The sequence below is a fragment of the Streptomyces sp. NBC_01454 genome (assembly GCF_036227565.1).
In the GTDB taxonomy this organism is placed as follows: Bacteria; Actinomycetota; Actinomycetes; order Streptomycetales; family Streptomycetaceae; genus Streptomyces.
Genome location: NZ_CP109460.1, coordinates 962,601 through 987,143 on the forward strand (window position 1 = coordinate 962,601; position 24,543 = coordinate 987,143).

The following is a 24,543-nucleotide window of genomic DNA, read 5'->3' on the forward strand; positions in this document are numbered from 1 at the left end:
CGTGACGCGTCGCTCAGGCGTCGACCAGCGGTGCGCGCGGGGAGCTGCGCAACGGTGCGGAAAGTTCGGCCAGGGCCCGTTCCAGTCCGTGCAGATGCATCAGCGCGGGTTCCGCGACGGGAGGGTGCGGCACGGACACCGTGACGGTGGCCGCGTCGCCCGGCCGTTGCGGGGTGGTGAGGGCCTCGACGGCGGCTTCCACCCGCTGGCAGGCCGCGGTGAGCCGGGCGTCGTGGGAGGCCTCCGGGTCGGCGGCGACGGCGGCCAGCCCGCGGACCTCGCGGGCGCAGTCGTCGAGCAGCACGAGCACCTGGCGGGCCCGGGCCTTACGGGCCCGCAGGGGGCTCAGCGGGTGCACGAGCGGTGCGAGGGAGAGCCGGACCCTGCCGAGCAAGGGCTCCAGCGCGGCGACGTGCGCGGCGGGGTCGGCGGTCTCGGAACCCGCGAGGCGGGCGGCGGCCTCGGCGGTGCACAGGTGCACACAGCGCAGCGCGCGCTGGATCCAGGCATCGGTGGTGGCGTGGGTGGTGACGGGCAGCACCAGGAGCACGGCGAGCACGGCACCGAGCGCCCCGACGCCGGTCTCCGCGAGCCGCAGCGCGAGCAGGGCGGGGTCCAGCACCCCCAGGAGGCCGTAGAGCAGCCCGGCCAGCAGGGTCACCGCGAGCATCATCCAGGTGTAGGACACCGCGGCCGTGTAGAAGATCCCGAAGACGCTGACCGCGAGCAGCGCCACCGTGGGGACGACGGCTCCGTGCAGCGGGACGGCGACGACCAGGCCGAGGGCGATGCCGAGCACCGTGCCCAGGGCCCGGCGGAAGCCCCGGACCAGGGTTTCGCCGCGCGAGGTGGTGTTCACGAAGATCCACCAGGTGGCGCCCACGGCCCAGTACCAGCGCTGGTCGGAGAGCAGCTGGCCCGCCATGAGGGCGAAGCCGGCGCCGGCGGTGGCCTGGATCGCCTGGCGGGTGGTGATCCGGGCCAGTCCACGGCCCGCCGGCGGGGCGGGTACGGCGGCCGGGGGCAGCCGGCGCTCGTAGCACCACAGCCCGAAGCGGACGGTGGAGGAGGCGAGCAGGGCGAGGGCGAGGGCGGCGTACAGCTCGGGCAGCCGGTCCGGTTCGGCCTGCAGGAACTGGGCCGCGAAGAACGTCATGAACGCGAACACGCCCAGGGCGTGGCCCCGCGGCCCCCACCTGCGGGCGTAGACCCCGGCGCCGACCACGGCGAGGAAGGCCGTGTCACGGGCCACCGGGTGGTCGTGCAGCTCCGCCGCGGCGGCGAGCACGGGGAAGCCGACGGCGGGCAGCAGGGCCGTGGTGACCAGCTGGCCGCGGACCGTCGCGTCGGTGACCGTGAAGAGGGCCAGCAGCGCGCCCAGTCCGCCGAGGACGGCGGCGACGAGCGAGTGGGCGGCGAGACCGCAGACCGTGACCGCCAGGCCGATGCCGAGGACGGACCGCACCGCGCCGCGCAGCCGCAGCCGGCCCGGATCCGGAGCCACGAACACCCTCTTCAGCACGGCTTTTGCCCCTTCGGTGGTTCCGCATGAAAAAGGCGCCGCGGAATCCGCAGCGCCATCGACGGGACCATCAGAGCACTATTGAGACAGCTTGCTCAACAGTGGCCGGAACCAGTGGGCCATTGGTACAGCGTACACGCCCTTCGTCAGGCCAGAAGGGTGCCAATGGGCGGAGCGCGGCCCCGGGCGGCCTCCGTGCCCCGACACGGGGGGCAAGGAATCCGCGGCATCGAGGACGCGTGCGTGAGGGCGGGAGTGAGGTTTCCCTCTTCCGAGTCACACCTGGATAACGGATCGATCTCGCGCGCTGAGGCTTTCGAAAGCCACCCGCCGTCATGTGAGGTACATCACCCAAGAATCGGTAAAGGGCGTGCTAAAACTACGCCAAGTCCGCAAGCGGCTCCCCCTCGCCGCAGCGCGGAGTGCCGGCACGCACCGGCAGCACGACCAGTGATCACGGGCCGAGTCCGCGGACCGTGCTATCGCGGGGCGCCGACCGGACAACGGCGTTCGCTCAAAGACCGCACATCCACCGGCACAACCTTCCGTGCGCCGGTCCCTGCGCCTCCGAGGTAGCCAACGTGTCTCTCGATGCATTCACCAGTTCTGTTGACAAAGCAGTCAGCACGTTCTTCGAACCCATAGCCACCTGGCTCGGCGACATCGTCTTCTACTCCGTTCCCGTCGCCGGTACGGAGCTGCCCCTCATCGTCGCCTGGCTCGTGGTCGCCGGTCTCGTCTTCACCGGCTGGTTCGGATGTGTGCAGATCCGCAAGTTCCGGCTCGCCGTCGACGTGGTGCGAGGCAAGTACGACAAGAAGGGGTCGGCCGGTGAGGTCAACCACTTCCAGGCGCTGACAACGGCCGTCTCCGGCACGGTCGGACTCGGCAACATCGCGGGGGTCGCCGTCGCGGTCTCCATCGGTGGTCCCGGTGCGACGTTCTGGATGATCCTCTGCGGTCTGCTCGGCATGGCCACCAAGTTCGTCGAGGTCACTCTCGGCGTGAAGTACCGCGAGGTGCACGCCGACGGCACCGTCTCCGGCGGTCCGATGCACTATCTGCCCAAGGGCCTCGCCGACCGCTTCGGTAGCAACGGCAAGAAGCTCGGCAAGATCCTCGCCGTTCTCGCCTCGGCCATGGTGCTCTTCTTCGGCCTCTTCGGCGGCAACCTGTTCCAGGTCAACCAGAGCTACGCCCAGCTCGTCTCCGTCTCCGGCGGCGAGAACGGGGTCGTGGGTTCCTCCGCCGGTGCCCTGTTCTTCGGCATCCTCATCGCCGCGCTGGTCGGCATCGTCCTGCTCGGCGGTATCCGCTCCATCACCAACGTCACCAGCAAGCTGGTGCCGGCCATGGCCGGCGTCTACATCGCCGCGTGCCTGGCCGTCATCCTGGTGAACATCACCGCCGTCCCCGACGCCTTCGCCACGATCATCGAGGGCGCCTTCCACCCCGAAGGCGTCGCCGGCGGTGTCCTGGGCGCCCTGATCATCGGCTTCAAACGGGCCGCGTTCTCCAACGAGGCGGGTCTCGGCTCCGCCCCGATCGCCCACTCCGCGGTCAAGACCGAGCACCCCGCCAGCGAGGGCCTGGTCGCCCTGCTGGAGCCGTTCATCGACACCGTCCTCGTCTGCACGATGACCGCACTGACCATCGTCATCGCCAACCCCGCCAGCTGGAACGAGGCCCGCGAGGGCGGGGACATCGGCGGTGTCACCATCACCTCGGACGCCTTCGGCACGGTGCTGCCCTGGTTCCCGTACGTCCTCACCCTCGCGGTGCTGCTGTTCGCCATCTCCACGGTGCTGACCTGGGGCTACTACTGCCTCAAGGCATGGACGCACCTCTTCGGCCGCAGCAGGACCAGCGAGCTGACCTTCAAGGTCTTCTACACGCTGTTCGCCGTCGCGGGCTCCCTGCTCACGCTCCAGACCCTGATCGACATGGCCGACGCCGTGCTCTTCATGCTGGCCGTCATCAACATCATCGGCCTCTACCTCCTCGCCCCGGTCGTCAAGCGCGAGCTGAACTCCTTCCTGGAGTTCGTCCGCGCCCGCAAGGCCGGAGAAAGCAGCGAGGCCGACGAAGACCAGGAGCCGGTGAAGACCACCGTCTGACCGCCCCGCGGCCCGGCTCCCCAAGCGGGGTCCGTACGCCTGACGCAACCGCCCACCGCCGGGCGGCGACAGGTCGGGAGACCTACCCGAGCGCGAAGGACGCGCGCTCGTGCCACCTCCTGCCGTCGTGCACCAAGAGCGCGACCGACGAGACGTGCGCGGTGAGGGGCGTACCGCCGGCGAGTGCGGCCTCGGCGCTCTCCAGAGCGGCTTCGTCGCGCCCTTGGCCGACGGTCAGATGCGGGACGACCTCGTCGAACCGGCCGCCGAACGGCGGGGCTTCCGGCCACCGTTCGGCGACCGCCCGAGTGAGCTGCCGGAACGGTACGTCCGGTTCGGGAGTCAGATACAGCACCCCGGGGAATCGTCCGCAGCTCTCGAACCGCACCGTGAAGGCCGGGTGGACGGCCAGCACCTCTCCCAGAGCACGGCGGACGGCACCATCGATGCGGTGTGCCCGGAGGAACGGGAAGAGCACGGTGACATGCGCCGGAACTCCCTCCCGGGCCCCGGGGTCCAGCCGTTCCCGCCACGCGCGTACGGCGGGTTCGGCCTCGGGGATCTTCACGATCAGCCCCGTTCGTCCGGCCCGGAGCTCGCTGGTGTCGTCATCCGTCACCGGACCTGTTTAGCAAGGAACCCGGGCGACGGTGCGGGAAGTGCCGGACTCCGGCGGGCACCCGCCCGTGCAGCCGTCGTTCGCCGCACGCCGGGCCGACCGGGAAGCGAGGAACGGAAAGGGGCCACTGGCACAGCAACCGGCCCACCCACTGGGCCATTGGTACCGTCATTAGGAGATACGCCGACCGGGAGGAGGCCGTGGAGCCATGGCCGTGGATGCGCTGGATGCCAAGATCCTTCGGCTGCTGCTGGAGCAGCCGCGTACCAGTGTGCGGGAGTACGCCCGCCTCCTCGGGGTCGCCCGGGGCACCGTCCAGGCGCGTCTGGACCGTCTCGAACGGGACGGTGTGATCACCGCGTACAGTCCCCGGCTGTCCCCCGCCGCACTCGATCACCCCGTCCTGGCCTTCGTCCACATCGAGGTCACGCAGGGGCACCTGGAGGAGGTGGCCGACGCACTGGCCGAGGTGCCGCAGATCATCGAGGCGTTCTCGACGACCGGGGGCGGCGACCTGCTGACGCGGGTGGTGGCCCGGGACGCGGCGCATCTGGAGGATGTGATCCAGCAGCTGATCAGCATGCCGGGCGTGGTCCGGACCCGTACGGAGGTCGCGCTGCGCGAGCGGGTGCCGCACCGGATGCTGCCGCTGGTCGAGGCGGTGGGCGGCGCCAGGTCGCGATGAGTGGGCGGCTTGGCATGCTGGTGGGCATGAGCGCCTCCCCCACCTCCCGGGTCACGCCCGCCCCGCCGGCACCGGTGATCTTCGATCTCGACGGCACTTTGGTGGACAGCGAGCCGAACTACTACGAAGCCGGGCGCCGACTGCTGGCGGCCCACGGCGTACCGGACTTCAGCTGGGAGCACCACACCCGCTTCATCGGCATCGGCACCCGCGAAACTCTGGAGATCCTCCGCCGGGAGTTCGGCATCGGGGCACCGGTCGAGGAGCTGCTGGCCGGGACGAACCGCTGCTATCTGGAGCTGGCGCGGGCACACACCGAGGTCTTCCCCGAGATGCGTGCGCTGGTGGAGCGGCTTGCGGAGGCCGGGCATCCGCTGGCGGTGGCGTCCGGCTCGTCGCGGGCCGCGATCGAGGCGGTGCTGGCCGGCACCGGGCTCGTTGGGCTGCTGCCCACGGTGGTGTCGGCCGAGGAGGTGGCGCACGGCAAGCCCGCGCCGGATGTGTTCCTGGAGGCGGCAGGCCGGCTGGGTGCCGATCCGGCCGACTGTGTGGTGCTGGAGGATGCCGCGCCCGGGGTGCTCGCGGCGCACCGGGCGGGCATGCGGTGCATCGCCGTTCCGTATGTGACCGGCACCGCCGACGACCCGGCGTTCGCGCATGCCGGGCTGCTGTTCAAGGGCGGCCAGGAGGAGTTCACGGCCCGGGCCGCGTACGACTGGCTGGGACGACGAGGGAGCGGGGGCAGCTGACGGAGGGGCGCGGCCGCTTCGCCGTGTCCGGCGCCCGGTCTGCGGTCCGCCCCGTCGGGGGCCGGTACCGAGTACCGGGTACCGGCCCTCGACGGGCGGACAATGCCTGCTCCGGCACTTACCGAGGGGTGTGCCGGGGGGCGATTGCGGTCAGTTCAGACCGGCGGACTTGCACTTGGCGGCAAGGCCGCCGACGCAGAGCAGATCGGTGCGCACGACGCCGTCACGGACGACGGTGTCCTTCATGTTCTTCCTGGTGACGATCTGCGCCTTGAACAGCCGAGCGGGGATACCGGACTTGCTCGTGTTGTGCGCGGTGGTCGAGGTGAGGGACGTGATGCTCTTCCCGCGCAGAAGACGGAAGGCGATTTCGGCGGCGGTTTCCGCCTCCGGCCGGACTTCCTTGTAAATGGTGAAGGACTGGGTGCCCTCGACCAGCCGCTGCAGAGCGGGGAGTTCGGCGTCCTGGCCACCGAGCGGCACATTCTTGATTCCGGCGGACTTGAGGGCCGCGGCAACGCCGCCCGCCATGCCGTCATTGGCCGAGTAGACCGCGTCAAAGCCCTCCGGGCCCTCGGCGTTGATGAGGTCGGTCATCTCCTTCTTGGCCTTCGCCGCGGACCAGTCGGGGATCTCCTTCTCGAAGACGATCTTATGGACCTTGCCGTCGAGGACCTCGTGGGCGCCCTTCTTGTAGGACGGCGCATTCGGGTCGGTCGGCGAGCCGTCCATCATGACGAGGTCGGAAGCGGCCGCCTGCGAACCGAGAGCGGCGAGGATCCCCTGCCCCTGGAGCCGGCCGATCTTCTCGTTGTCGTAGGAGACATAGGCCGCGACATCGCCCTCGGCGAGCCGGTCGTACGCGATGACCTTGACGCCCTTCTTGGCGGCCGAATCCACCCAGCTCTTGGCCGCCGCGGCGTCGACCGGGTCCAGAATGATGACCTTGACGCCCTTCTTCACCAGCGTGTCGAACTGTCTCTTCTGGGCATCGACCTGCTGCTCGGCATTGTGGTAGTCGACTTTGCATTCGAGGCAGAGGGACGCAACGCGCGCCGAAATGATGCGGCGGTCGAACTTCTCATAACGGGCCGCATTGCTCTCCGGGAGCAGCAGACCGATGGAGTCCTTGCCGGCACCGGCGTCCTGATGATCGTTTCCGCAGGCCGCCAAGGGTGCTGCGAGCGAAAGCGCCATCGCGCCGGTGAGGGCGCGCCGCATTATTGCATTCATTTCCCGGTACCTCCAAAGGGGCCTCCTGACCGGCCCAGAACGGCTGAAGTGAACGTCACTCACGGCCCAATCGTCAAGAATCGAACCAACAACGATATGAAAGCGAGCTGTGAGATGACTCTCTGAAGGGCCGTCACTCGACGGGCTTTCCGGACAGTCCCGAAAACGTTCTATTCGTTCCGTATCACGCGGTAATTCCGGTTACGCATGAGTCAGCTGGTCCGGGCGATGGTGGGAGATGCGGGCGGGAATGCGGCCCTCGGGGCGCGCTTGCGCAGGTCAACCAGGAAGCGAGGGAGGGGAGTTGGGAAACGACCTGCGCGCGGTGACATCGGTTGCGGGCGCGGATGCAGCCCCGCACGCCGCGTGCCAGACTGGGAGAAGCCAGGAGAAGACAAGAAATATAGGTGCTGGGCACAGCTTTCTGGTGCGATCGAAGCACCGGACAGGGCATGGTTCGGGCGTCGAAGCGAGCGCCCACCGTGCTCCGGCGACGGTCACGGCGAGTTTTCCCGCTCCGCAACCAAATACGGCGGAAGCTATGGGGAATCCCTGGGAATCTCTTTAGCTTAATTTTTTGCGGCCGGGACTCCGGTTTCCGAAGATGCCCTCGACGCGGTCCGGATCCGCGAGAGGTGAAAAGCCCGCGCCGATCGGCCGGGGCCGGAAATCCGGGGACGTCCCTCCGGACGCGGAACACGGCCTGCCGGGTGCAGAACCAGGTGACAGACATGAGCACGGTGTGCAGACGGACACCCATCTCCGCCGACGGCCGGCTGGGACTCCCGGGCGAGCACCCGGGCCGCAGCGACCCGGTCTATCTGCGGCGCCGCAACGCACTCGCCGCACGGGCGGACGGCCATCGCGTCGGGTCGCCCTCTCCGGCCGTCCACTACACCGACGAGGAACACCGCACCTGGCAGGTGATGCACCGGGCGCTCGGCCCGGCGCTGCGTGCCCACGCCTGCCGTGCGGTGCTCCAGGCCGGTGAGGACGCGGGGATCCCCGCCGAGCACATCCCGCAGCACACGGAGGTCAGCTCCCTGCTCGCCGCCCGGACGGGATTCACCTTCACCCCGGCCGGCGGGGTGGTGTCCAACGAACGGTTCCTGGGGGCGCTGGAGTACGGCTACTTCCACGCCGTGCAGTTCGTCCGCCACCCGGCGGTCCCGCTGTACGCCCCCGAACCCGACGTCCTGCACGACGTCTTCGGGCACGGCATCCATCTCTCGTGCCCGCGCTTCGCCCGGCTGTACCGGCTCATCGGGCAGGCCGCCCACCGCACCGAAACCGCCGAGGCGCTCGACATCCTCAGCCGGGTGTACTGGTTCACCCTCGAATACGGGCTGATCACCGAGTGCGGCACACCCAAGGCGTACGGCGCGGCCCTGCTGTCGTCCTACGGCGAGATCGCCGCCCACGACCGGCGCATGGTCCGGCCCCTGGACTTCCGCGCCGCCGCGGCCACCCCGTACCGCATCTCCGGCTACCAGCCCGTCCTGTACTCCGTGCGTTCGCTGGCCCAGCTCGAGGACATGCTCGGCGCCTTCTGTACCGGCTTCGACGACGACGCCGCGAGCCGGCTGCGCGTTCCCGCGCTCTCCCGCGACCGGGCGTAGGCCGCACCGGGCGAGCCGCGCCGGGACGCCCGGCCGGCCCCGGCGGGGCCGCGGCGGGATCCGCGGCGGCGGGTCAGCTCACCCACCCGGCCGTGAGCCCGAGCACCGCCGAGCCGTCCAGGTCGGTGAGCTTGGTGCCGGTGAAGCCACACGCCCAGTCCGACGTCTGGATCCGGAACGCGGGCCGGTCCGCGGTGAGCACCTCCAGCACGGCCTCGGCGGCCTCGGCCGGGGTCTGCGCGCCGTTGAGGAACTGCGCGGTGGTGCGCTCCAGGTAGGCCTGCAGCGGCTTCGCGTACGGGCCCGCGGCGTCGACCTCCGACTGCAGATCGATCCCGATGTTGTTGACGAACTCGGTCGCCACGGCGCCCGGCTCGACGACGGATACGGACACCCCGAGCGCGGCCGCGACCGGCGCCAGGCTCTCCATGTAGCCCTCGACGGCGAACTTGGCGGCGCAGTAGGCCTCGTTGAAGGGCTGTCCGACGACTCCGCCGACGCTGGTGACGGTGATCAGACGGCCGCCGGTCGCGCGCAGGTGGGGCAGCGCCGCCTTCGAGACGTGCAGCACGCCGAAGAAGTTGACCTCCATGACGGTGCGGACCTCGGCCACGGACTCGTTCTCCAGGGTGCCGAGGTGCCCGGCGCCGGCGTTGTTGATCACCGCGTCCAGGCGGCCGTGGTCGGCGAGCACCCCGCTGATCGCGGCGGCCACGGAAGCCTCGTCGGTGACGTCGAGCTGCCGGATGTCGAGCTCCACCCCCGCCTCGGCGGCAGCCGTGCGCAGCACCCCGGCGCGGGAGGGGTCGCGCAGCGTCGCCACGACCCGCCAGCCGGCCCGTGCGGCGGCGACCGCCGCGGCCAGGCCGATGCCGGAGGACGTACCGGTGACCAGAACAACCTTGGAAGAGGCGGCAGACGCAGAAGAAGCGGCGGAGGCGGAGGGCGTGGCAGACATGGTGGACCTTTCGAGTGCTGGAGTGCTGCGTGGCGCGAATTGAGTGCGTGTACACACACCATAGACATTATGTGTGCGTACACGCAACCGGTAGTCTTGCCGGCATGGCGAAGAGGAAGCTCACCCAGACCGAGATGCCCGAGGCTGACTACGCCTTCTACGGGCTGGTCTGGGCCGGAACCGTACTCACCGAACGCGTGGACCGCGTCCTGACCAAGGCCCACGACCTGCCGGTCTCGTGGTTCGAGGTGATGCTCTGGCTCGCCTCCAGCCCGGACCCGGTCCCGGCCTCCGTGCTCGGCAACAGCACCATGCTCAGCCGCAGCCAGGTCTCCCGCGTGGTGGACGCCCTCCAGGGCCGTGGGCTGGTCGTGCGCACCCCTTCGGCGCGTGACGCCCGGTCCGTCGAGGTGTCCCTCACACCGGCGGGCCACCAGCTCTTCGAGGAGGCCGATGCCACCCGCCGCACCTGCCTGGCGCCGGTGTTCACCGACCTCCTCGACCAGGAGGACCTCAAAGCGCTGGGCACGGTGTGGAAGAAGCTCAAGGCCAACAAGGACGGGTAGGGCCCGCTCACCCCGGGATCAGTGGCCGATCGTGCGGGCGATGTCCAGGGTGAGCCGCTGCCAGGGGTCCCGTGGGTCGCGCAGGGTGAGGTCGGCTATCCGGCGCAGCCGGTAGCGCAACGACTGGGGGTGGAGGCCGAGGCTGCGGGCGGCGGCGTTCGCGGAGCCCTCATCGAGGTAGGTGGTCAGCGCCGCCAGGAGAGGGCCGCGGCCCGGCCGGACGAGCGGGCCGAGGATCAGCCGGCTGATCTGTTCGGGGGCGGCGGCGGGTCGCCCGCCGAGCAGGGCCAGCACCTGGGCGTCGCCGTCCGTCAGGAGCCGCGCCGGATGGTGGGCGTGCGCGGGCGCCGTGTCCAGGGCATCAGCCGCGAGCCGGTAGGCGACGGCGATCCGGTCCTGACTCTCCCCCGAGATCGCACACCCCCGCAGACCACGCTCCCGCAGCGCCTCCGGCGCGGCCGCGCCGGCCGCGGCGGGCAACAGCAGGACGAGGCGTGAGGCGCGCACCGTCGCCAGCGCGGTGGCGTCGTGGGCATGGCCGTCGAGCGCGGCCAGCAGCCCGAGAGCCGCCTCCTGCGTCACCGGCGGACCCGCCAGCGCGAGTGGTTCGGCCACCAACAGGCTGTAGGGGTCCGGGAGTTGACGGCCCAGCCGGGCGGCACGGTCGGTCAGGGCGCCGAGGGAGGCGTGCCGGCCGGCGATCAGATCGTCGAGGAGCAGCCGCAGCGCCCGGTCGCGGTCCCCGGCGAGGTCCTCGCTGGCGGCGGTGTACGCCGTGACCATCTCCTCGGAGAGCAGGTCCAGGATGGTCAGCGCCATCCGGACGAAGGCGAAGGCGTCGGGCGCGTCCGGTGCCGGCGTACCGTGCGCGACCTCGTCCGTGAGGACCGTCGCCGCGACCCGGTAGGCCCGCAGGACCGCCTGCACCGGGCGGCCGTCCGCGGCCCGCGCCGCCGCGATCCCGCGGAACCGCCGGAGATCGGCCGGGGTGAGGGCGCCGTCGGTGGCCCACAGTTCGAGCATCCGCTCCAGCGCCCAGGCGGCGATGGCACGGACCTCCTGGAGCCGGCTGTCGTCGAGCACCGCGTAGGCCGGTACCTGCGCACGCACCGCGGTGACGATCGAGGCGACCACGCGCGGGGAGGCGGTCAGCTGCTGCCGGATGCGCTCCCGATCCTTCATCACAGGGTGATGATGTCAGCCGCGCGTGGTGCGCACCGTGGTGGACGGGTCTTGTCACTGTCGCCAGGATCGCGGTGAGCACGGGGTATCGGCGACGAGAGGCGGGACGGACGGATGGCGAAGCACTGGGCGGACTTCCAGTACGAGATCTATCTCCGCGGCATGACGGGCGCCGTACCACGGCTGCCCACCGATCTGTCGCGGCTGGAAGAGCTCACCGAGCAGCGGCTCGGCCCCGGCCCGGTCGGCTATGTGGCCGGCAGCGCGGGCACCGGCAGCACCGCCGCGGCCAACCGGGCCGCGCTGGACCGCCGGCGGATCGTCCCGCGGATGCTGCGGGACGTGGCCGCCCGCGACCTGTCCGTGGAGGTCCTGGGCCGGTCGCTGCCCGCGCCGCTCGCGCTGGCGCCGGTGGGCGTGCTGTCCCTCATGCATCCGGACGCCGAGCCCGCCGCCGCCCGGGCCGCCGCGGCGCAGGGTGTGCCGTACATCCTGTCCTCCGCCTCGAGCACCCCCATGGAGGAGGTCGCCGCGGCGATGGGTGACGGGGAGCGGTGGTTCCAGCTGTACTGGGCGAAGGAGCGCGAGGTGACCCGCAGCTTTCTGCACCGGGCGAAGGCGGCGGGGTTCACCGCGCTGTTCGTCACCCTCGACACCCCGCTCCTCGCCTGGCGGCCGCGCGATCTCGACCAGGCGTACCTGCCGTTCCTGCACGGCGTGGGCACCGCCAACTACTTCACCGACCCGGCGTTCACGGCCGGGCTCGCCAAGCCGGTGCACGAGGACCCCGACGCGGCCGTGATGCACTTCGTGGGGATGTTCGCCGAACCCGGCAAGACCTGGCCGGACCTGGCGTTCCTGCGCGAGAACTGGGACGGCCCGATCGTGCTCAAGGGCATCCTGCACCCGCAGGACGCGCTGCTGGCCGCCGAGGCCGGGATGGACGGGGTGGTGGTCTCCAACCACGGCGGCCGCCAGGTGGCGGGCTCCGTCGCCGCCGCCGACGCGCTGCCCCGGGTGGCGAAGGCGGCCGGGGACCGGCTGACCGTCCTGTTCGACAGCGGGATCCGCACCGGCGACGACATCGTCAAGGCCCTGGCCCTGGGCGCGAAGTCGGTGCTGGTGGGGCGCCCTTACGCCTATGGGCTCGGCCTCGACGGCCAGGCGGGCGTGGAGCACGTCATCCGCTGTCTGCTCGCCGAGTTCGACCTGACCCTCGCCCTGTCCGGGCACTCCCGCCCCACCACCCTGACCGCCGACGACCTCCTCGAGGAGTCCGCATGACGCCCACGACTGATCCGGCCGCCGCCACCTGGGCGCAGCCCGTGAAGAACGTCCTCGCCGTCGTCTCCCCGCACGTGGGCGGGCGCACCGCCGGTGCCGCGCTGACCGGCCTCTTCCCCGGGCAGGCCCGGGTCACCGTCGTCGAAACGGCCGATGAGGACCCCACGGCCCTGCGCGACGCCCAGATCCTGATCACCGGGCTGAGTCCGGTCACCGCCGCCCACCTCGCCGCGGCACCGGACCTGGAACTCGTCCAGTGCGCCAGCCACGGCTTCGACTACGTCGATCTGGACGCGGCCCGGGCGCGCGGCATCCCGGTCTGCACCATCGGCTCCAGCGGCGCCGAGAAGCAGAACGTGGCCGAGCAGACCTTCGCCCTGATGCTCGCCCTGGCCAAACAGCTGGTCCCCGCACACACCGCGCTGGTGGCGGCCGACTGGGCGCTGCCCCGCCTCCAGCAGTCCCTCACCGAGCTGTCCGGCAAGACCCTCGGCATCATCGGACTCGGCCAGATCGGTGCGGAGGTGGCCCGGCGCGCGGTCGCGTTCGACATGGACATCGTCTATGCCGGGCCGAGGCCGCTCGCCCCCGAGGCCGAGGCCCGGTTCGGCGGCGCCCGCCATCTGAGCGTCGACGAACTGCTGCGCACCGCCGACTACATCAGCCTGCACGCCCCGCTCACCGAGCACACCCGCCACCTTCTCGACGCGGAGCGCCTCGCCCTCCTCAAGCCGACCGCGTTCGTCATCAACACCGCCCGCGGCGCCCTCATCGACCAGGACGCCCTCGCGGACGCGCTGGAGGCCGGTGCCCTCGCCGGCGCCGGTCTCGACGTCTTCGACCCCGAGCCGCCCACGGCTGCCCTGCGTCTGCTCAAGGCCCCGAACGTGGTCCTCTCCCCGCATGTCGCGGGCGTCACCCGCGAGACGCTGGTGCGCATCGCACTGGCCGCCGTGCAGAACGTCATCGACCATCTGGCGGGCAAGCCGCTGCGGGACGTCGTCTCCTGAGACCGCTCCGGTATGGCGCGTCCGGGGCGGGCGAAGTCCGGTCCGGCCCACGGGACTTCACAAGCCTTCCCCATGACTCTGCCCCGACTTTCGGCCATTGTTCGACTCCTCCGGTGAGCGGCACCGACCACCTCGGCGGGGCGAGGCGGCGGCACCCCGCCGACCGGCCACCGCCATTTCACGACAGCCCGGATCTGCCGGGCGCGCAACGGGTGTAGCGTCCGCCCGGAAATTCGGGCGTCCCGCCGGTCGGCCCGGGCCGTCCGGACGTCCCCCACCGGACCGCCGCGGGCGCCGGCGGGACGTCCGGCCCGGACATCCGTGGCCGGTCCGCGCTCGGCGACGGCCGCACCAGGAAAGGCGGACGTACGCACGTGGAACCCCGTGGACGCACCCGTTGGGCGATCGGCGGACTGCTGGCCGGCGGCATCGTCGTCAACTTCCTCGATCGCACGGCGATATCGGTGGCGAGCTCCTCGATCGCCGCTGACTTCGGGCTGGATCTCCAGCAACTCGGGGTGGTGCTGTCCGCCTTCACCTGGTCGTACTGCCTGGTCCAGTTACCCGCCGGCATGCTGGTGGACCTGCTGGGTGTCTCCCGGCTCACCCGGGTCGCCTCCGCGCTCTGGGCCGTTGCCGGCCTGCTGACCGCGGTGGCCGGCGGGGTCGGCCCGCTCATCGTGGCCCGGCTGCTGCTCGGGGTGGCCGAAGGGCCGTCGATGGTCGGCGCCTCCAAGGCGACCGCTGCCTGGTTCCCCCTCGGTGAGCGCGGGATGGCGACGGCGATGTTCGACGGAGCCACCAAGCTGGCCAACATGGTGGCGTTCCCGGTGCTGGCGTTCGTGATGAGCGAGTGGGGCTGGCGGGCCGGCTTCCTGTTCACCGCCGCGGTCAGTGTGCTGTTCACGGCCGTGTGGTGGTGGGGCTACCGGGACCCGTCCGCGCTGCGCTCCCTGCGTCCGGCCGAGCGGGACTTCATCCTCCAGGGCGGGGCACGGGACACCGACCGGGGCGGCGCCCGGCAGTTCCGCACGGCCCTGCGCTCGGGCAGGATCTGGATCCTGTGCTGCGGCTTCGCCTGTTACGGCTACACCATCAACATCGTGCTGACCTGGATGCCCGAGTTCCTCCAGCGGCAGTTCCATGTGCGGCTGTTGCAGTCCGGCCTCTACTCGATGATTCCGTGGGCGGTGGCCACGGTGGCCGAACTGGCCTTCGGCGGCTGGCTGGTGGACCGGCTGGTGCGCCGGGGCCGTCAGCCGTGGCGGGTGCGCCGAACCGTGCTGACCTGCGGGCTGGTACTCGGCGCGACGATCGGCGCCGCGGGGAGCGCGGCATCGCCGGCCCTCGCGGTGTGCTGGATGTCCGCCTCCCTCGCCGGGCTGGCGGTCGCCGCGCCCGTCGCCTGGAGCCTGCCCGGTCTGCTCGCGCCGCCGGGGACGGTGGGAGCGGTCAGCGGACTGATGAACTTCCTCAATACGGCGGCCACCGCCGGCGGCGTGCTGCTCACCGGTTGGCTGGCGCAGGTGACCGGATCCTTCGATGCGCCCTTCGTGTGCGCGGTCGCCGTCCTGGCCGTCGGCGTCGCGCTCTACTGGTGGGCGCTGTACCCGTCCCCGGTGCCGGACGCGGCCCCGCCGGCCCGGCAGCTGGACCGCGTCTGAGGCCGTGCCACGTCCGTTTCCGGCATGTCCCGCACCGCCTTTGCGGCTGCGTCCGGCGGGCAGGAGCTGTGGCTGTCGTCACAGATTTCGTGTCGTGCCCAGGGGCATCCCTAGTAGCGTCCGGCAGTTCTGGCAAGGGAGCGTGGAAGGCAGTGAGGCACACCGTCGGCCCGATCCGGCCCGGGTCCGGGCCCGCCGCGGGGCCGGACCGCCAGTCGCCGGCACCGGCCGGGGGCGTCCGCCGATGACCGCGACCTCCGTCCTGGCCTCGTGTCTGGCGCGATTATCCTGGCCGCCGGAGCGGCTGGCCCGGGAGATCAACAGACGCTGCGGCAGCGGCACCATCAGCAGCAAAGCCCCCTACAACTGGCTGAAGGGCGCCTGCCCCCGCCGTCGGCTCCCCCACATCGTCGCCACCATCCTCTCCGAGCAGCTCGGTGAGCCGATAGCGGTCGAGGCGCTGTGGCCCCAGCACTTCCCGGCCGGCTCACCCCCGCTCCCCCAGGGCCCCACCCTGCGGCAGCCCGTGATGCCCCTCGCTCAGCCCACCGCCCCGGACCCGTTGACGGCCTCGGTGGACTGGCTGGTGACCGACGAGGCCCCGCCGCCCTCGCGCCACCGTGGGGAGGAGGTCCCCGAGGCCGCGGTGGGCATGCTGACCGTCCGGATCCAGCAGCTGCGGCAGCTCGACGACAGCGCCGCCGGCGGACTCGTACTGGACTGGGCACTCGCGGACCTGCGGTGGGCACAGAAGCTGGCCGCCAAGTACGCCTACGACGCCACGACGGGTCTCCAGCTGCACCGCATCATCGCCGAACTCGGCCAGCTCACCGCGTGGCTGACCGCCGACCAGGGCATGGACGCCCTGAGCACCTCCCGCTTTCTGACCGCACTGGGCGCCGCACGTGCCGCCGGCGACCGGCCGCTCGCCGCGTACATCATCTCCTGCATGAGCTACCGCGCCGCGTGGGCCGGGCGGGCGGAGGAGGCGCTGCGTCTGATCCGCATCGCCCGCAAGGGGACGGCGCGCGAGGACATGGGCATCGGCCAGGCGCTGCTGGCCACCCGTGAGGCCCGGGCCCATGCGGGCCTCGGCGACGAGGCGGGCTGTCAACGCGCGCTGGAGGAGGCCGCCGAGCTCAGCCGGTCCGGCCGGCCCTCGTGCGAGCCGCCCTGGGCGTACTGGCTCACGCCCGCGGTGATGGTGGCCGACGCCGGACGGGCCTGGCTGGAGCTGGGGCGCCCGCAGCGGGCGGAGACCCATCTGACCCGCGGGATCGACATGCTCCAGGGCAGCCAGCCGCGCAACCTGCTGCTGCACAGCGCCTCACTGGCCGAGGCCCGGCTGGCGCGCTGTGAGCTCGACGGCGCGGCGCAGGCCACCGCGGACGCGCTGGCGCTGACCGAGACCGTCACCTCGCAGCGCGCCCACAGCCGGCTGATGAGCCTGCGCCGGAGGTTTCTGCGGTACGACAGCGCGGTGGCCCGCGAGATCGTGCAACGGGCGGACGATCTCCTGCATGCGGGCCGGACACCGCCGATGCGCCACGGCCTGGCGCCATGAGCGCCTTAAGCGGGTCGGCGGCCCCCGCATACAGTGCACATGCGCGGGAGCGATGCCCCTACGGCACGGACTGAGCGCGGGCCCGGCACCCCCCGCTGCACACCCGCCCCCGGGACCCCCTCTGACACGGAACGGAATCCAGGAGAAACAGGACCCTATGCGAGTCACTCACGCGGTACCGCTTGCCCCGATGACGACGCTGGGCATCGGAGGACCGGCCGCGGCCCTGATGGAGCTGCACGACCCCGCGGACTTCCCCGAGTTCGTCGCCCTGGCCGACGCCTTGCCCGGCGCGCCGGTCTGCCTGGGCGAGGGGAGCAATGTGCTGGTCAGCGATGCCGGATGCGACGGTGCCGTGCTGCGCATGAGCACCAAGGGCGTACGGATGACGGGGAGCACGGCGGACGGACGGGTGCTGGTCGAGGTGCAGGCCGGTCATCTGCTCTCCGACCTGGTCGACATGACCATCGCCGAGGGCCTCACCGGCATGGAGATGCTGGTGGGCATCCCCGGGACCACCGGCGCCACACCGGTCCAGAACGTCGGTGCCTACGGTCAGGAGACCGCCGACAGCCTGGTGGAAGTGACCGCGTGGGACTGGTCGTCGGGCCGGATGGTCACCCTCGATGCCTCGGCGTGCGGGCTGGGCCACCGCACCAGCGTCTTCAAACGCTCCCGCCGCTGGACGCTGCTGAGCCTGGTCTTCGCGCTGCGCCGGTCCGAGCTGAGCGCACCGGTCGGCTACCGTCCGGTCGCCGCCGCACTCGACGTGCCGGTGGGGAGCCGGGTCCCCCTGGAGGAGGTGGCGCAGGCGGTGCTGACCGTGCGGCGGAGCAAGGGCATGGTGCTCGGCTGCAGCGGCACCGACAACCGGTCGGTCGGCAGTGTGTTCCTCAGCCCCGAGATCTCCCCCGCCCAGGCCGACGGCCTGCGCGCGCAGAACGCTCCGGTGAACCACTTCCCGGACGGCTCGGTGCGGGTGAGTGCGAGCTGGCTCATCCGCCGGGCCGGGTTCGCGCTGCGCAGCCCGGTCGTGCCGGGCGTGCGGCTGTCCTCGCTGCACTACACGCTGGTGGCCGAAGAGGGCGCGAGTGCCGCCGCCTTCACCGAGGCGATCGACATCGTGTTCCGGCAGGTCCTGCGGCGCACCGGGGTACGGCTGACCTCGGAGATCGACCTCCTGTGAGGAGGGCGCCGACCAGGCACGGCACCGGCCGGGCCCGGCGGGCGCCGGCCCGCAGCCGGACTACGGGATGTCGCGGACACGGCCCCGGGATCTGCCGTCACATGCCGTCACATGCCGTCAGCCTCCGTCCTGTGTCAGGACGTCATCCAACTGATCGCACATCCAGTCGAGTTGCTCGGCTTCGATGATCAGCGGCGGGGCGAGCCGGAGGGTGGAGCCATGGGTGTCCTTGGCGAGCACACCGCGGTCCAGGAGCCGCATACAGGCCTCGCGCCCGGTCATCAGCGCGGGGTCGAGGTCGATGCCGGCCCACAGGCCGCGGGATCTGACGGCGACGGCGCCGCGGCCGATCAGTCCGTCGAGCCGTCCGCGCAGCCGCTCCCCCAGTGCGGCCGCCCGTGCCTGGTATTCACCGCTGCGCAGCAGCCCCACCACGGCATGCCCGACGGCAGCCGCCAGTGGGTTGCCGCCGAAAGTGGAGCCGTGATTGCCGGGCCGGATGACGTCGAGGACGTCATGGCGGGAAACCACGGCGGAGACGGGCACGATGCCCCCGCCGAGGGCCTTGCCCAGGACATAGACGTCCGGGGTCACGCCCTCGGCGTCGCAGGCGAAGGTGGTGCCGGTACGGCCGAGGCCGGACTGGATCTCGTCCGCGATGAACAGCACGTTCTCGCGAGTGCACACGTCCCGTACGGCCTGGAGGTAGCCCGGCGGGGGGATGAGTACGCCGGCTTCACCCTGGATGGGTTCGAGGAGCACGGCCACGGTGTTCTCGTCGACCGCCGCTTCCAGCGCGGCGCTGTCGCCGTAGGGGACAGTGCGGAAGCCGGGGGTGAAGGGGCCGAAGCCGTCGCGGGCGACAGGGTCGGTGGAGAAGCTGACGATCGTGGTGGTGCGCCCGTGGAAGTTGCCGTCGGCGACGATGACGGTGGCGCGGTCCGGGGCGACGCCCTTGCGTTCATAGCCCCATTTGCGGGCGACCTTGATCGCGGTTTCGACGGCCTCGGCGCCGGTGTTCATGGGCAGCACGAGGTCCATGCCGGCGAGTTCGGCGAGGTCCCGGCAGAACGGGCCGAGGCGGTCGTTGTGGAACGCCCGGCTGGTCAGGGTGAGGCGGCCCAGCTGCTCCTGGGCCGCGGCGGTCAGCCGGGGGTGGCTGTGGCCGAAGTTGAGGGCCGAGTATCCGGCCAGGCAGTCCAGGTAGCGGCGGCCGTCGACATCGGTGACCCAGGCGCCCTGGCCGGAGGCCAGTACGACGGGCAGGGGCTGGTAGTTGCGGGCGGTGGCCGTCTCGGCCAGGGACACATGGTGCTGGGTGGCCGGGCCGGGGTGGGGTGTGCCGTGTGTGTCGGTGGTGGTCATGGTGCGGTCCTTGGGAGCGAAGGGCGCGGGGGCGCCGGGGGTTCAGGTGTGGAGTTCCGCGGCGGCGAGGTAGCCGGCGAGCATGGCGTGGGCAACGTCCCGGATCCGTTCGTCGGGCGGCAGGAACGTGGGTGAGTGCAGCTGTTCGGTGCCACCGTGGGTGCCCACGAACAGCATCAGCGACGGCAGTTGTGCGCAGAAGAAGGAGAAGTCGTCCGAGCCGGCCGAGCGCAGGTCGTCACCGACGCTCAGGCCCAGGGAACCGAGCAGCGGTCCGGTGGCGGCTGTCAGCGCCGCGTCGTTGTCGAGCACGGGCTCGCCGCGGGTGATGTCCACCTGCGCGGTGCAGCCGTGGGCCTGCGCCACCAGTCCGGCGACCTCGGCCAGCCGGGCGTGCAGGGTCTCGCGGTCGCCGGTGCCCAGCGCGCGCAGTGTGCCGCGGGCCTCCGCGGTGCCGGGGATGACGTTGGCCGCGGTGCCGGCCGCGAGGGTGCTGACGCTGAGGACGACGTGGGACATGGGGTCCGTGCCGCGGCTGACCAGGCTCTGCAGGGCGACGACGATATGGGCCAGGGTGACGACGGGGTCGCGGGTGAGGTGCGGGTAGGCGGCGTGGCCGCCGCGGCCGTGCACCGTGACCGTGAACTCGTCGGCGGAGGCGTTGACGCCTCCGGAGGTGCAGGCGACGGTGCCGGCCGGCAGCAGTGGCTGCACATGCGCCCCGATCACCGACCGGCACTGCTCCCGGTCGAGGATGCCGTCCTCGACGATGTCCTGGGCGCCGGAGGGGTAGGTCTCCTCTCTGGGCTGCAGGACGGCCAGCAGGGGGGCCGGGCCGCCCTTCCGGTCGAGGGCCCGGGCCAGGGCGGTGAGCGCGGCCAGGTGCACGTCGTGGCCGCAGGCGTGCATGAGGCCGGGGTGTTCGGACGTCCATGCCGCGCCGGTCTTCTCCTGCACGGCGAGGGCGTCGAGTTCGGCGCGGACGGCGACGGCCGGGCCCGGTCCGCCGATCCGGACGACGGCGCCGGAGCCGGCGACCTTGGTGGTGGCGCCGGCGGGCAGTGCGGCGAGCACGCGGTCGCGGGTGGCGGCCTCGGCGCCGGACTGGCAGGGGCGGGCGTGGATGCGGTGGCGCAGTGCCGCGGCAGCCGGCAACTCCTCGTCGAGCGCGGCGGCCAGGGAGGACAGGTGGTGGGCGGTCATGCCGGGTCCTCCAGCCGGTAGACGCGGCGGGCGTTGTCGTGGCCGATCATGCGCACGACCTTGAGGGCTTCACCGAGGTCCCACTCGCCGCTGTCGGTCCATGCGGCGAGGGTCCGGGCCATGCCGCGGCGCCACAACAGGGCGCCGAGATGGTGCAGTTCCGGCGGTCCCCAGGCGTCGGAGGAGAAGAGGATCTTGGCGAAGGGGGCGAGTTCCAGTGATTCGGCGATGACGGCGTCGGAGCGCATGCCGGTGTAGTTGATGCCGAGGCCGACATCGAAGTACACATGCGGGAAGACCTGGGCGAGGTAGCCCGCGTTGCGCTGGAAGGGGTAGCAGTGCAACAGCAGCAGGTCGGTGCCGTACGGTTCCACGTTCTTGATGAAGCGGGTGAGCAACAGCGGGTCGCAGCGGTGGAGTTCGACGTCCGGGTCGCCGTAGCCGGCGTGCAGCTGGATCGGCAGGCCGCGGTCGACACCGCACCACAGGGCGAAGCGCAGCAGCACCGGGTGGCTGACGCGGACGGTGCCGGTGGCTTCGCACTCGGCGAGCCAGGCACCCGCCGCGGCGGTCACCTCGTGGTCGTGGGGACGGGCGGGGTCGAAGTCGAAGCCGTGGCGGTAGGCGACGATGCTCTTGAGGCCGACCGCGGTGGCCGAGCGGGTGGCCAGGGTTTCCCGGAACCGGCCGGGGAGTTCGGCGGCGGTGACACCGGCGCGCGCCACGTCCTCCAGCACGGTCTCCAGGCGCACCACCTCGTCGACGGGGCGCCCGGAGGCGGCCGCCATGCCCTGGGGGCCGAGGATGTCCTCGCCCTTGTAGCCGGTCTCCAGCAGATAGTGGCCGATGCCGGAGGCGTCGAGCAGTCTGCGGGTGACCTCGTCGGTGCCGAGTTCGGTGCGCCGGGCGACGTACGTCTCCGGGTCGGCGTGCGGTGCGAGGCCGAGGACGGGGGCGCACCAGCGGCGGACGGCGAAGCCGATCTGCGAGTCGAACTGGGTCATCCACGGCGGGATCGGGCGGTCGGACTCGGTGAGCATCTGCTCCAGGGCGGAGCGGTCGGCGTCGTGGCGGAGGGCGCCGTGGACATGGTGGTCCACCAGGGGGAGCCGGTCGATCTCCGCGAGGAGTCGTTCAGTAGACATGACGGACCTTTCGAATGCGTGCGGCGTCGTCCAGGCCGTCGAGCTGGGCGAGTTCGGACCGCTTGACCGCGAGGTGGGTGGACAGCAGCTGTGGGTCGAACCAGGACCGGACGACATCGTCCTTCTCCAGGGCCTCCAGGGCCTCATCGAGCGTGCTGGGCAGGGGCGGCGCCAGCGCGAGCACGGACTGGTCGGTGTCCTCGGGCCATACCGTGGGCTCGTCGTAGTCCCCGGTCAGGCCGGCCAGGCCGGCGCGGATGAGGACGGCCAGGGCGAGCCAGGGGTTGGCCGTGGCGTCGGCGGCGCGGTATTCGAGGTTGAACTGGGCGGCGGGGCCGGAGCCGCCGAGCTCGGTGGTGGGGCAGATGCGCAGCAGCGCCTCGCGGTTGCGCTCGGCCAGGAACGCCCCGCCGGCGCTCCAGCGGTTCGGTGTCAGGCGCAGGAAGGACACCGGGCTCGGTGCGGTCAGGGCGGTGAGGGCCGGGGCGTGGGCCAGGACGCCGGCGCTGAAGCGGGCGCCGAGGGCGGACAGCCGGCCGGGGCGCTGCGGGTCGTACAGCACGGGGCGGCCGTCGGCGTCCCGCAGACTCAGGTGGACATGGACGCCGTTGCCCACTCCGTCGGTGTCCAGGAGAGGGGCGAAGGTGACGGGCAGGCCACGGCGGCGGGCCAGATCGCGGACGAGTTCCTTGAGGAGGACGGCCCGGTCGGCCGCGACCGTGGCGGGGGCGGGGCGCACGGTGACCTCGAACTGCCCGTCGCCGTACTCGGGGATCCATGTCTCCGGTTCGAGGCCGGCGTGCTCCAGCAGGCGTACCAGGTCGGTGCCGAACGGCTCGGCGTCCCGGAAGCGCCGCAGGGAGAACGGGGCGCTCTCGGGCAGGTTGCCGAGCACGAACTCGTGCTCGAAGGCGGCGACGACCTCCAGCCCGGTCCGTTCGCGCAGCTCGCAGAGGGCGTCGCGCAGGAAGGTGCGCGGGCAGCCGGCCCAGGGCTGTCCGTCGGGCAGTCGCTGGTCGGCGAGGTAGAGCAGCATCCCCGGGGCGGTGCCGTCGGCCGGGATGCCGACGGCGGTGCCGGCGTCGGGAATCAGCCGCAGGTCACCGCGGGACCCGAAGACGTGGTCGGGGGCGATCGGTCCGAACGAGGAGAGGGCGAGGTTCGCGGGGACCCAGCCGGTGCCGCTGCGCAGGACCGCGTCATGTTCGGACGGCGGAACGGCGCGTCCCCGTACTTGGCCGGCCAGGTCGCAGGTGGCGACGAAGACGGTCGCGTAGTCGTCGGTGCGGGGAGTCATGGGGTCACCTTCACGCTGTCGGTGGCGGGCAGTTCGAGGCTGCGCTCCTGGCGGTGGTCCTCGGCTCCGTTCAGTTCACTGGTGAGGCGGGCGCCGATGCGCCGGGCGAGGGAGGGGGCGAGGAGGACGACGGCGAGGCCGGTCGCGCACCAGGCTGCCGCGATCCAGGGGAAGTAGGTGTAGGGGGCGCTCTGGCCGGTGGACTGTTGGTAGAAGACGAAGCAGAGGTAGCCCAGTCCGGCGAGTGGGATGACCAGTTCGCGGCGGGGGATGTGGCCGCGGCGGGAGAGGGTGAAGACGATCACGCCGACCCCGGCTACGGCGTAGACGACCAGGACGCACAGCACGCCGATGGTCGCGTACCAGTAGTAGGCGTCGAAGGCGGTGGTGCCCAGGCCGTACATGACCACCGCGATCGCGACGGCCACGGCGCCGCACAGCCGCAGGGCCCTGGTGGGGGCACCGGTGGCCTGATCGGTACGGGCGAGGGCGGCCGGTCCGAAGCCGTCGCGGGCCAGCGCGGAGACCATGCGTGCGGCGGCGGCGGACGAGGACAGCGCGGCGGCGAAGGCGGAGGCGACCGCGGTGAAGGCGATGACGAGTGAGAACCAGGTGCCGAGGTAGCTGCCGGACAGCGTCACCAGGGCCGATTCCGCCCCGGCGAATTCCCGCACGCCCTTGTCATCGGTCCCGAACCCTATGGTCTGGACGAACATCATCAGGACGTACAGAACACCGGTGAGCAGCACACTGCCCGCCAGGGCGCGCGGGATGTTGCGCCTGGGGTTGTCGGTCTCCTCGCCCAGTGACGCGCACGCCTCGAATCCGGCCCAGGACAGGAAGGCGAAGACGGTCGCCGTCATGACGGCGCCGTAGGTGGCTCCGCCGGGGGCGAAGACCGACAGGTCGAAGGTCTGGTGCCGAGGCGCCGTTCCGGTGCCGGTGCGCCCCAGGACGACGACGGCGAGGACCAGCATGGCCGCGATGCCGATGCCTTCGGCGATCAGCAAGGTGCGGGCGGTGAGCCGGGTGTCGCGCGAGTTGAGCAGCGTGACACCCAGGCCCGCGAGGGCCGAGACGGCCGCCCACGGGCCGGTGGACGTCATGCCCAGAGCGTGCAGGAACGCGTGGGCGAAGACCCCGGTCGCGGCCAGGGTGCAGATCAGGAAGGCGAGGTAGGTCCCCAGCAGGGCGAACCCGCCGAAGAAGCCGGCGCGGGGTCCGATGGTGGCCCCGGCCAGGGCGTAGACGGAGCCGGCGTGGTGGAAGTGCTGGGTCAGCCGCCAGAAGCCGTAGCCCACGAGGCCGACGCCGAGCAGGCCGAGCAGGAAGACCAGGGGAACGGCCTTGCCCACGGCGGCCGCGACGCCGGCCCCGTTGAGTCCCATGGCCAGGGTCGGGCCCATGAGTCCGACGGAGAGGGCCAGCGCTTCCCACAGGCGCAGCTTGCGTGAGGTATGAGGATGATCGGGCACAAGCACTCCCGAGCAGAAGGGGGCCGCCTGGATGTGGCCCGACACCCTCATGAAATATTCGTTACAAGTAGCGCGTCAAGAGTCGCGGTGAAATGAATTT

General features: G+C 71.7%; 20 protein-coding genes. 10 read left to right on the forward strand and 10 right to left on the reverse strand.

The genetic code is table 11. The features are described from left to right. Nucleotides 1–13 precede the first annotated feature (13 nt). The gene (locus OIU81_RS04135) at nt 14–1,522 is read right to left on the reverse strand and encodes an FUSC family protein (protein ID WP_329143921.1); all 1,509 of its coding nucleotides are present in this window, start codon (nt 1,520–1,522) and stop codon (nt 14–16) included. Between the two features lie 581 nt (nt 1,523–2,103). On the opposite strand from OIU81_RS04135, the gene OIU81_RS04140 reads away from it, so the two are divergent. After that, complete coding sequence (locus OIU81_RS04140; RefSeq protein ID WP_329143922.1) at nt 2,104–3,639, forward strand: alanine/glycine:cation symporter family protein; 1,536 nt, start codon at nt 2,104–2,106, stop codon at nt 3,637–3,639. An 82-nt stretch (nt 3,640–3,721) separates the two neighbouring features. Here the strand turns inward: OIU81_RS04140 and OIU81_RS04145 are convergent, their stop codons facing one another. After that, nucleotides 3,722–4,258 (reverse strand): 2'-5' RNA ligase family protein, encoded by a 537-nt coding sequence (locus OIU81_RS04145; protein WP_329143925.1) that lies wholly within the window; start codon nt 4,256–4,258, stop codon nt 3,722–3,724. A 208-nt stretch (nt 4,259–4,466) separates the two neighbouring features. Here OIU81_RS04145 and OIU81_RS04150 point away from each other — a divergent pair, with 208 nt between their 5' ends. Next, on the forward strand, nt 4,467–4,943 hold the full coding sequence (locus OIU81_RS04150; RefSeq protein WP_329143927.1) for an Lrp/AsnC family transcriptional regulator: 477 nt from the start codon (nt 4,467–4,469) through the stop codon (nt 4,941–4,943). 26 nt (nt 4,944–4,969) lie between these two features. Beyond that, nucleotides 4,970–5,692: an HAD family hydrolase gene (locus OIU81_RS04155; protein WP_329143929.1), complete on the forward strand. Its 723-nt coding sequence runs from the start codon at nt 4,970–4,972 to the stop codon at nt 5,690–5,692. Between the two features lie 150 nt (nt 5,693–5,842). Here OIU81_RS04155 and OIU81_RS04160 read toward each other — a convergent pair whose 3' ends face one another. Continuing rightward, on the reverse strand, nt 5,843–6,925 hold the full coding sequence (locus tag OIU81_RS04160) for a sugar ABC transporter substrate-binding protein (protein WP_329143931.1): 1,083 nt from the start codon (nt 6,923–6,925) through the stop codon (nt 5,843–5,845). Nucleotides 6,926–7,656: 731 nt separating this feature from the next. On the opposite strand from OIU81_RS04160, the gene OIU81_RS04165 reads away from it, so the two are divergent. Beyond that, nucleotides 7,657–8,544, forward strand: coding sequence for a phenylalanine 4-monooxygenase (locus tag OIU81_RS04165; protein WP_329143934.1), 888 nt, complete (start codon nt 7,657–7,659; stop codon nt 8,542–8,544). A 73-nt stretch (nt 8,545–8,617) separates the two neighbouring features. Here OIU81_RS04165 and OIU81_RS04170 read toward each other — a convergent pair whose 3' ends face one another. Beyond that, nucleotides 8,618–9,502, reverse strand: a complete 885-nt coding sequence (locus OIU81_RS04170) for an SDR family oxidoreductase (protein WP_329143936.1) — start codon at nt 9,500–9,502, stop codon at nt 8,618–8,620. Nucleotides 9,503–9,606: 104 nt separating this feature from the next. On the opposite strand from OIU81_RS04170, the gene OIU81_RS04175 reads away from it, so the two are divergent. Continuing rightward, a complete protein-coding gene (locus OIU81_RS04175) occupies nt 9,607–10,068 on the forward strand; it encodes a MarR family winged helix-turn-helix transcriptional regulator (protein ID WP_329143938.1) in 462 nt (153 codons plus the stop codon). 18 nt (nt 10,069–10,086) lie between these two features. On the opposite strand, the gene OIU81_RS04180 is transcribed toward OIU81_RS04175, so the two are convergent. Further along, nucleotides 10,087–11,250, reverse strand: coding sequence for a PucR family transcriptional regulator (locus OIU81_RS04180; RefSeq protein ID WP_329154877.1), 1,164 nt, complete (start codon nt 11,248–11,250; stop codon nt 10,087–10,089). 114 nt (nt 11,251–11,364) lie between these two features. Between OIU81_RS04180 and OIU81_RS04185 the strand changes: the two genes are divergently transcribed. The 5 genes from OIU81_RS04185 (at nt 11,365) to OIU81_RS04205 (ending at nt 17,958) form a co-directional block, all read left to right on the forward strand. Further along, complete coding sequence (locus OIU81_RS04185; RefSeq protein WP_329143940.1) at nt 11,365–12,534, forward strand: lactate 2-monooxygenase; 1,170 nt, start codon at nt 11,365–11,367, stop codon at nt 12,532–12,534. After that, nucleotides 12,531–13,544 (forward strand): 2-hydroxyacid dehydrogenase, encoded by a 1,014-nt coding sequence (locus OIU81_RS04190; RefSeq protein WP_329143942.1) that lies wholly within the window; start codon nt 12,531–12,533, stop codon nt 13,542–13,544. Before OIU81_RS04185 ends, OIU81_RS04190 begins: the two co-directional genes overlap by 4 nt. 374 nt (nt 13,545–13,918) lie before the next feature. Continuing rightward, nucleotides 13,919–15,208, forward strand: coding sequence for an MFS transporter (locus tag OIU81_RS04195; protein ID WP_329143944.1), 1,290 nt, complete (start codon nt 13,919–13,921; stop codon nt 15,206–15,208). A 244-nt stretch (nt 15,209–15,452) separates the two neighbouring features. Continuing rightward, entirely contained in the window at nt 15,453–16,772 is a 1,320-nt protein-coding gene (locus tag OIU81_RS04200; protein WP_329143946.1) for a hypothetical protein, read from the forward strand. A gap of 52 nt (nt 16,773–16,824) precedes the next feature. Further along, nucleotides 16,825–17,958, forward strand: coding sequence for a UDP-N-acetylmuramate dehydrogenase (locus tag OIU81_RS04205; RefSeq protein WP_329143949.1), 1,134 nt, complete (start codon nt 16,825–16,827; stop codon nt 17,956–17,958). 117 nt (nt 17,959–18,075) lie between these two features. On the opposite strand, the gene rocD is transcribed toward OIU81_RS04205, so the two are convergent. From rocD to OIU81_RS04230, 5 genes are read right to left on the reverse strand one after another with little or no spacing between them, the layout of a single operon-like run. Further along, on the reverse strand, nt 18,076–19,323 hold the full coding sequence (gene rocD / locus OIU81_RS04210) for an ornithine--oxo-acid transaminase (RefSeq protein WP_329143951.1): 1,248 nt from the start codon (nt 19,321–19,323) through the stop codon (nt 18,076–18,078). 42 nt (nt 19,324–19,365) lie between these two features. Beyond that, entirely contained in the window at nt 19,366–20,526 is a 1,161-nt protein-coding gene (locus OIU81_RS04215) for a M20 metallopeptidase family protein (protein ID WP_329143953.1), read from the reverse strand. Continuing rightward, on the reverse strand, nt 20,523–21,671 hold the full coding sequence (locus tag OIU81_RS04220; protein ID WP_329143954.1) for an amidohydrolase family protein: 1,149 nt from the start codon (nt 21,669–21,671) through the stop codon (nt 20,523–20,525). The genes OIU81_RS04215 and OIU81_RS04220 overlap by 4 nt, the downstream gene beginning before the upstream one ends. Next, nucleotides 21,661–22,968: a glutamine synthetase family protein gene (locus tag OIU81_RS04225; protein ID WP_329143956.1), complete on the reverse strand. Its 1,308-nt coding sequence runs from the start codon at nt 22,966–22,968 to the stop codon at nt 21,661–21,663. The genes OIU81_RS04220 and OIU81_RS04225 overlap by 11 nt, the downstream gene beginning before the upstream one ends. Next, nucleotides 22,965–24,443, reverse strand: coding sequence for an APC family permease (locus OIU81_RS04230; RefSeq protein ID WP_329143958.1), 1,479 nt, complete (start codon nt 24,441–24,443; stop codon nt 22,965–22,967). The genes OIU81_RS04225 and OIU81_RS04230 overlap by 4 nt, the downstream gene beginning before the upstream one ends. Nucleotides 24,444–24,543 lie beyond the last annotated feature (100 nt).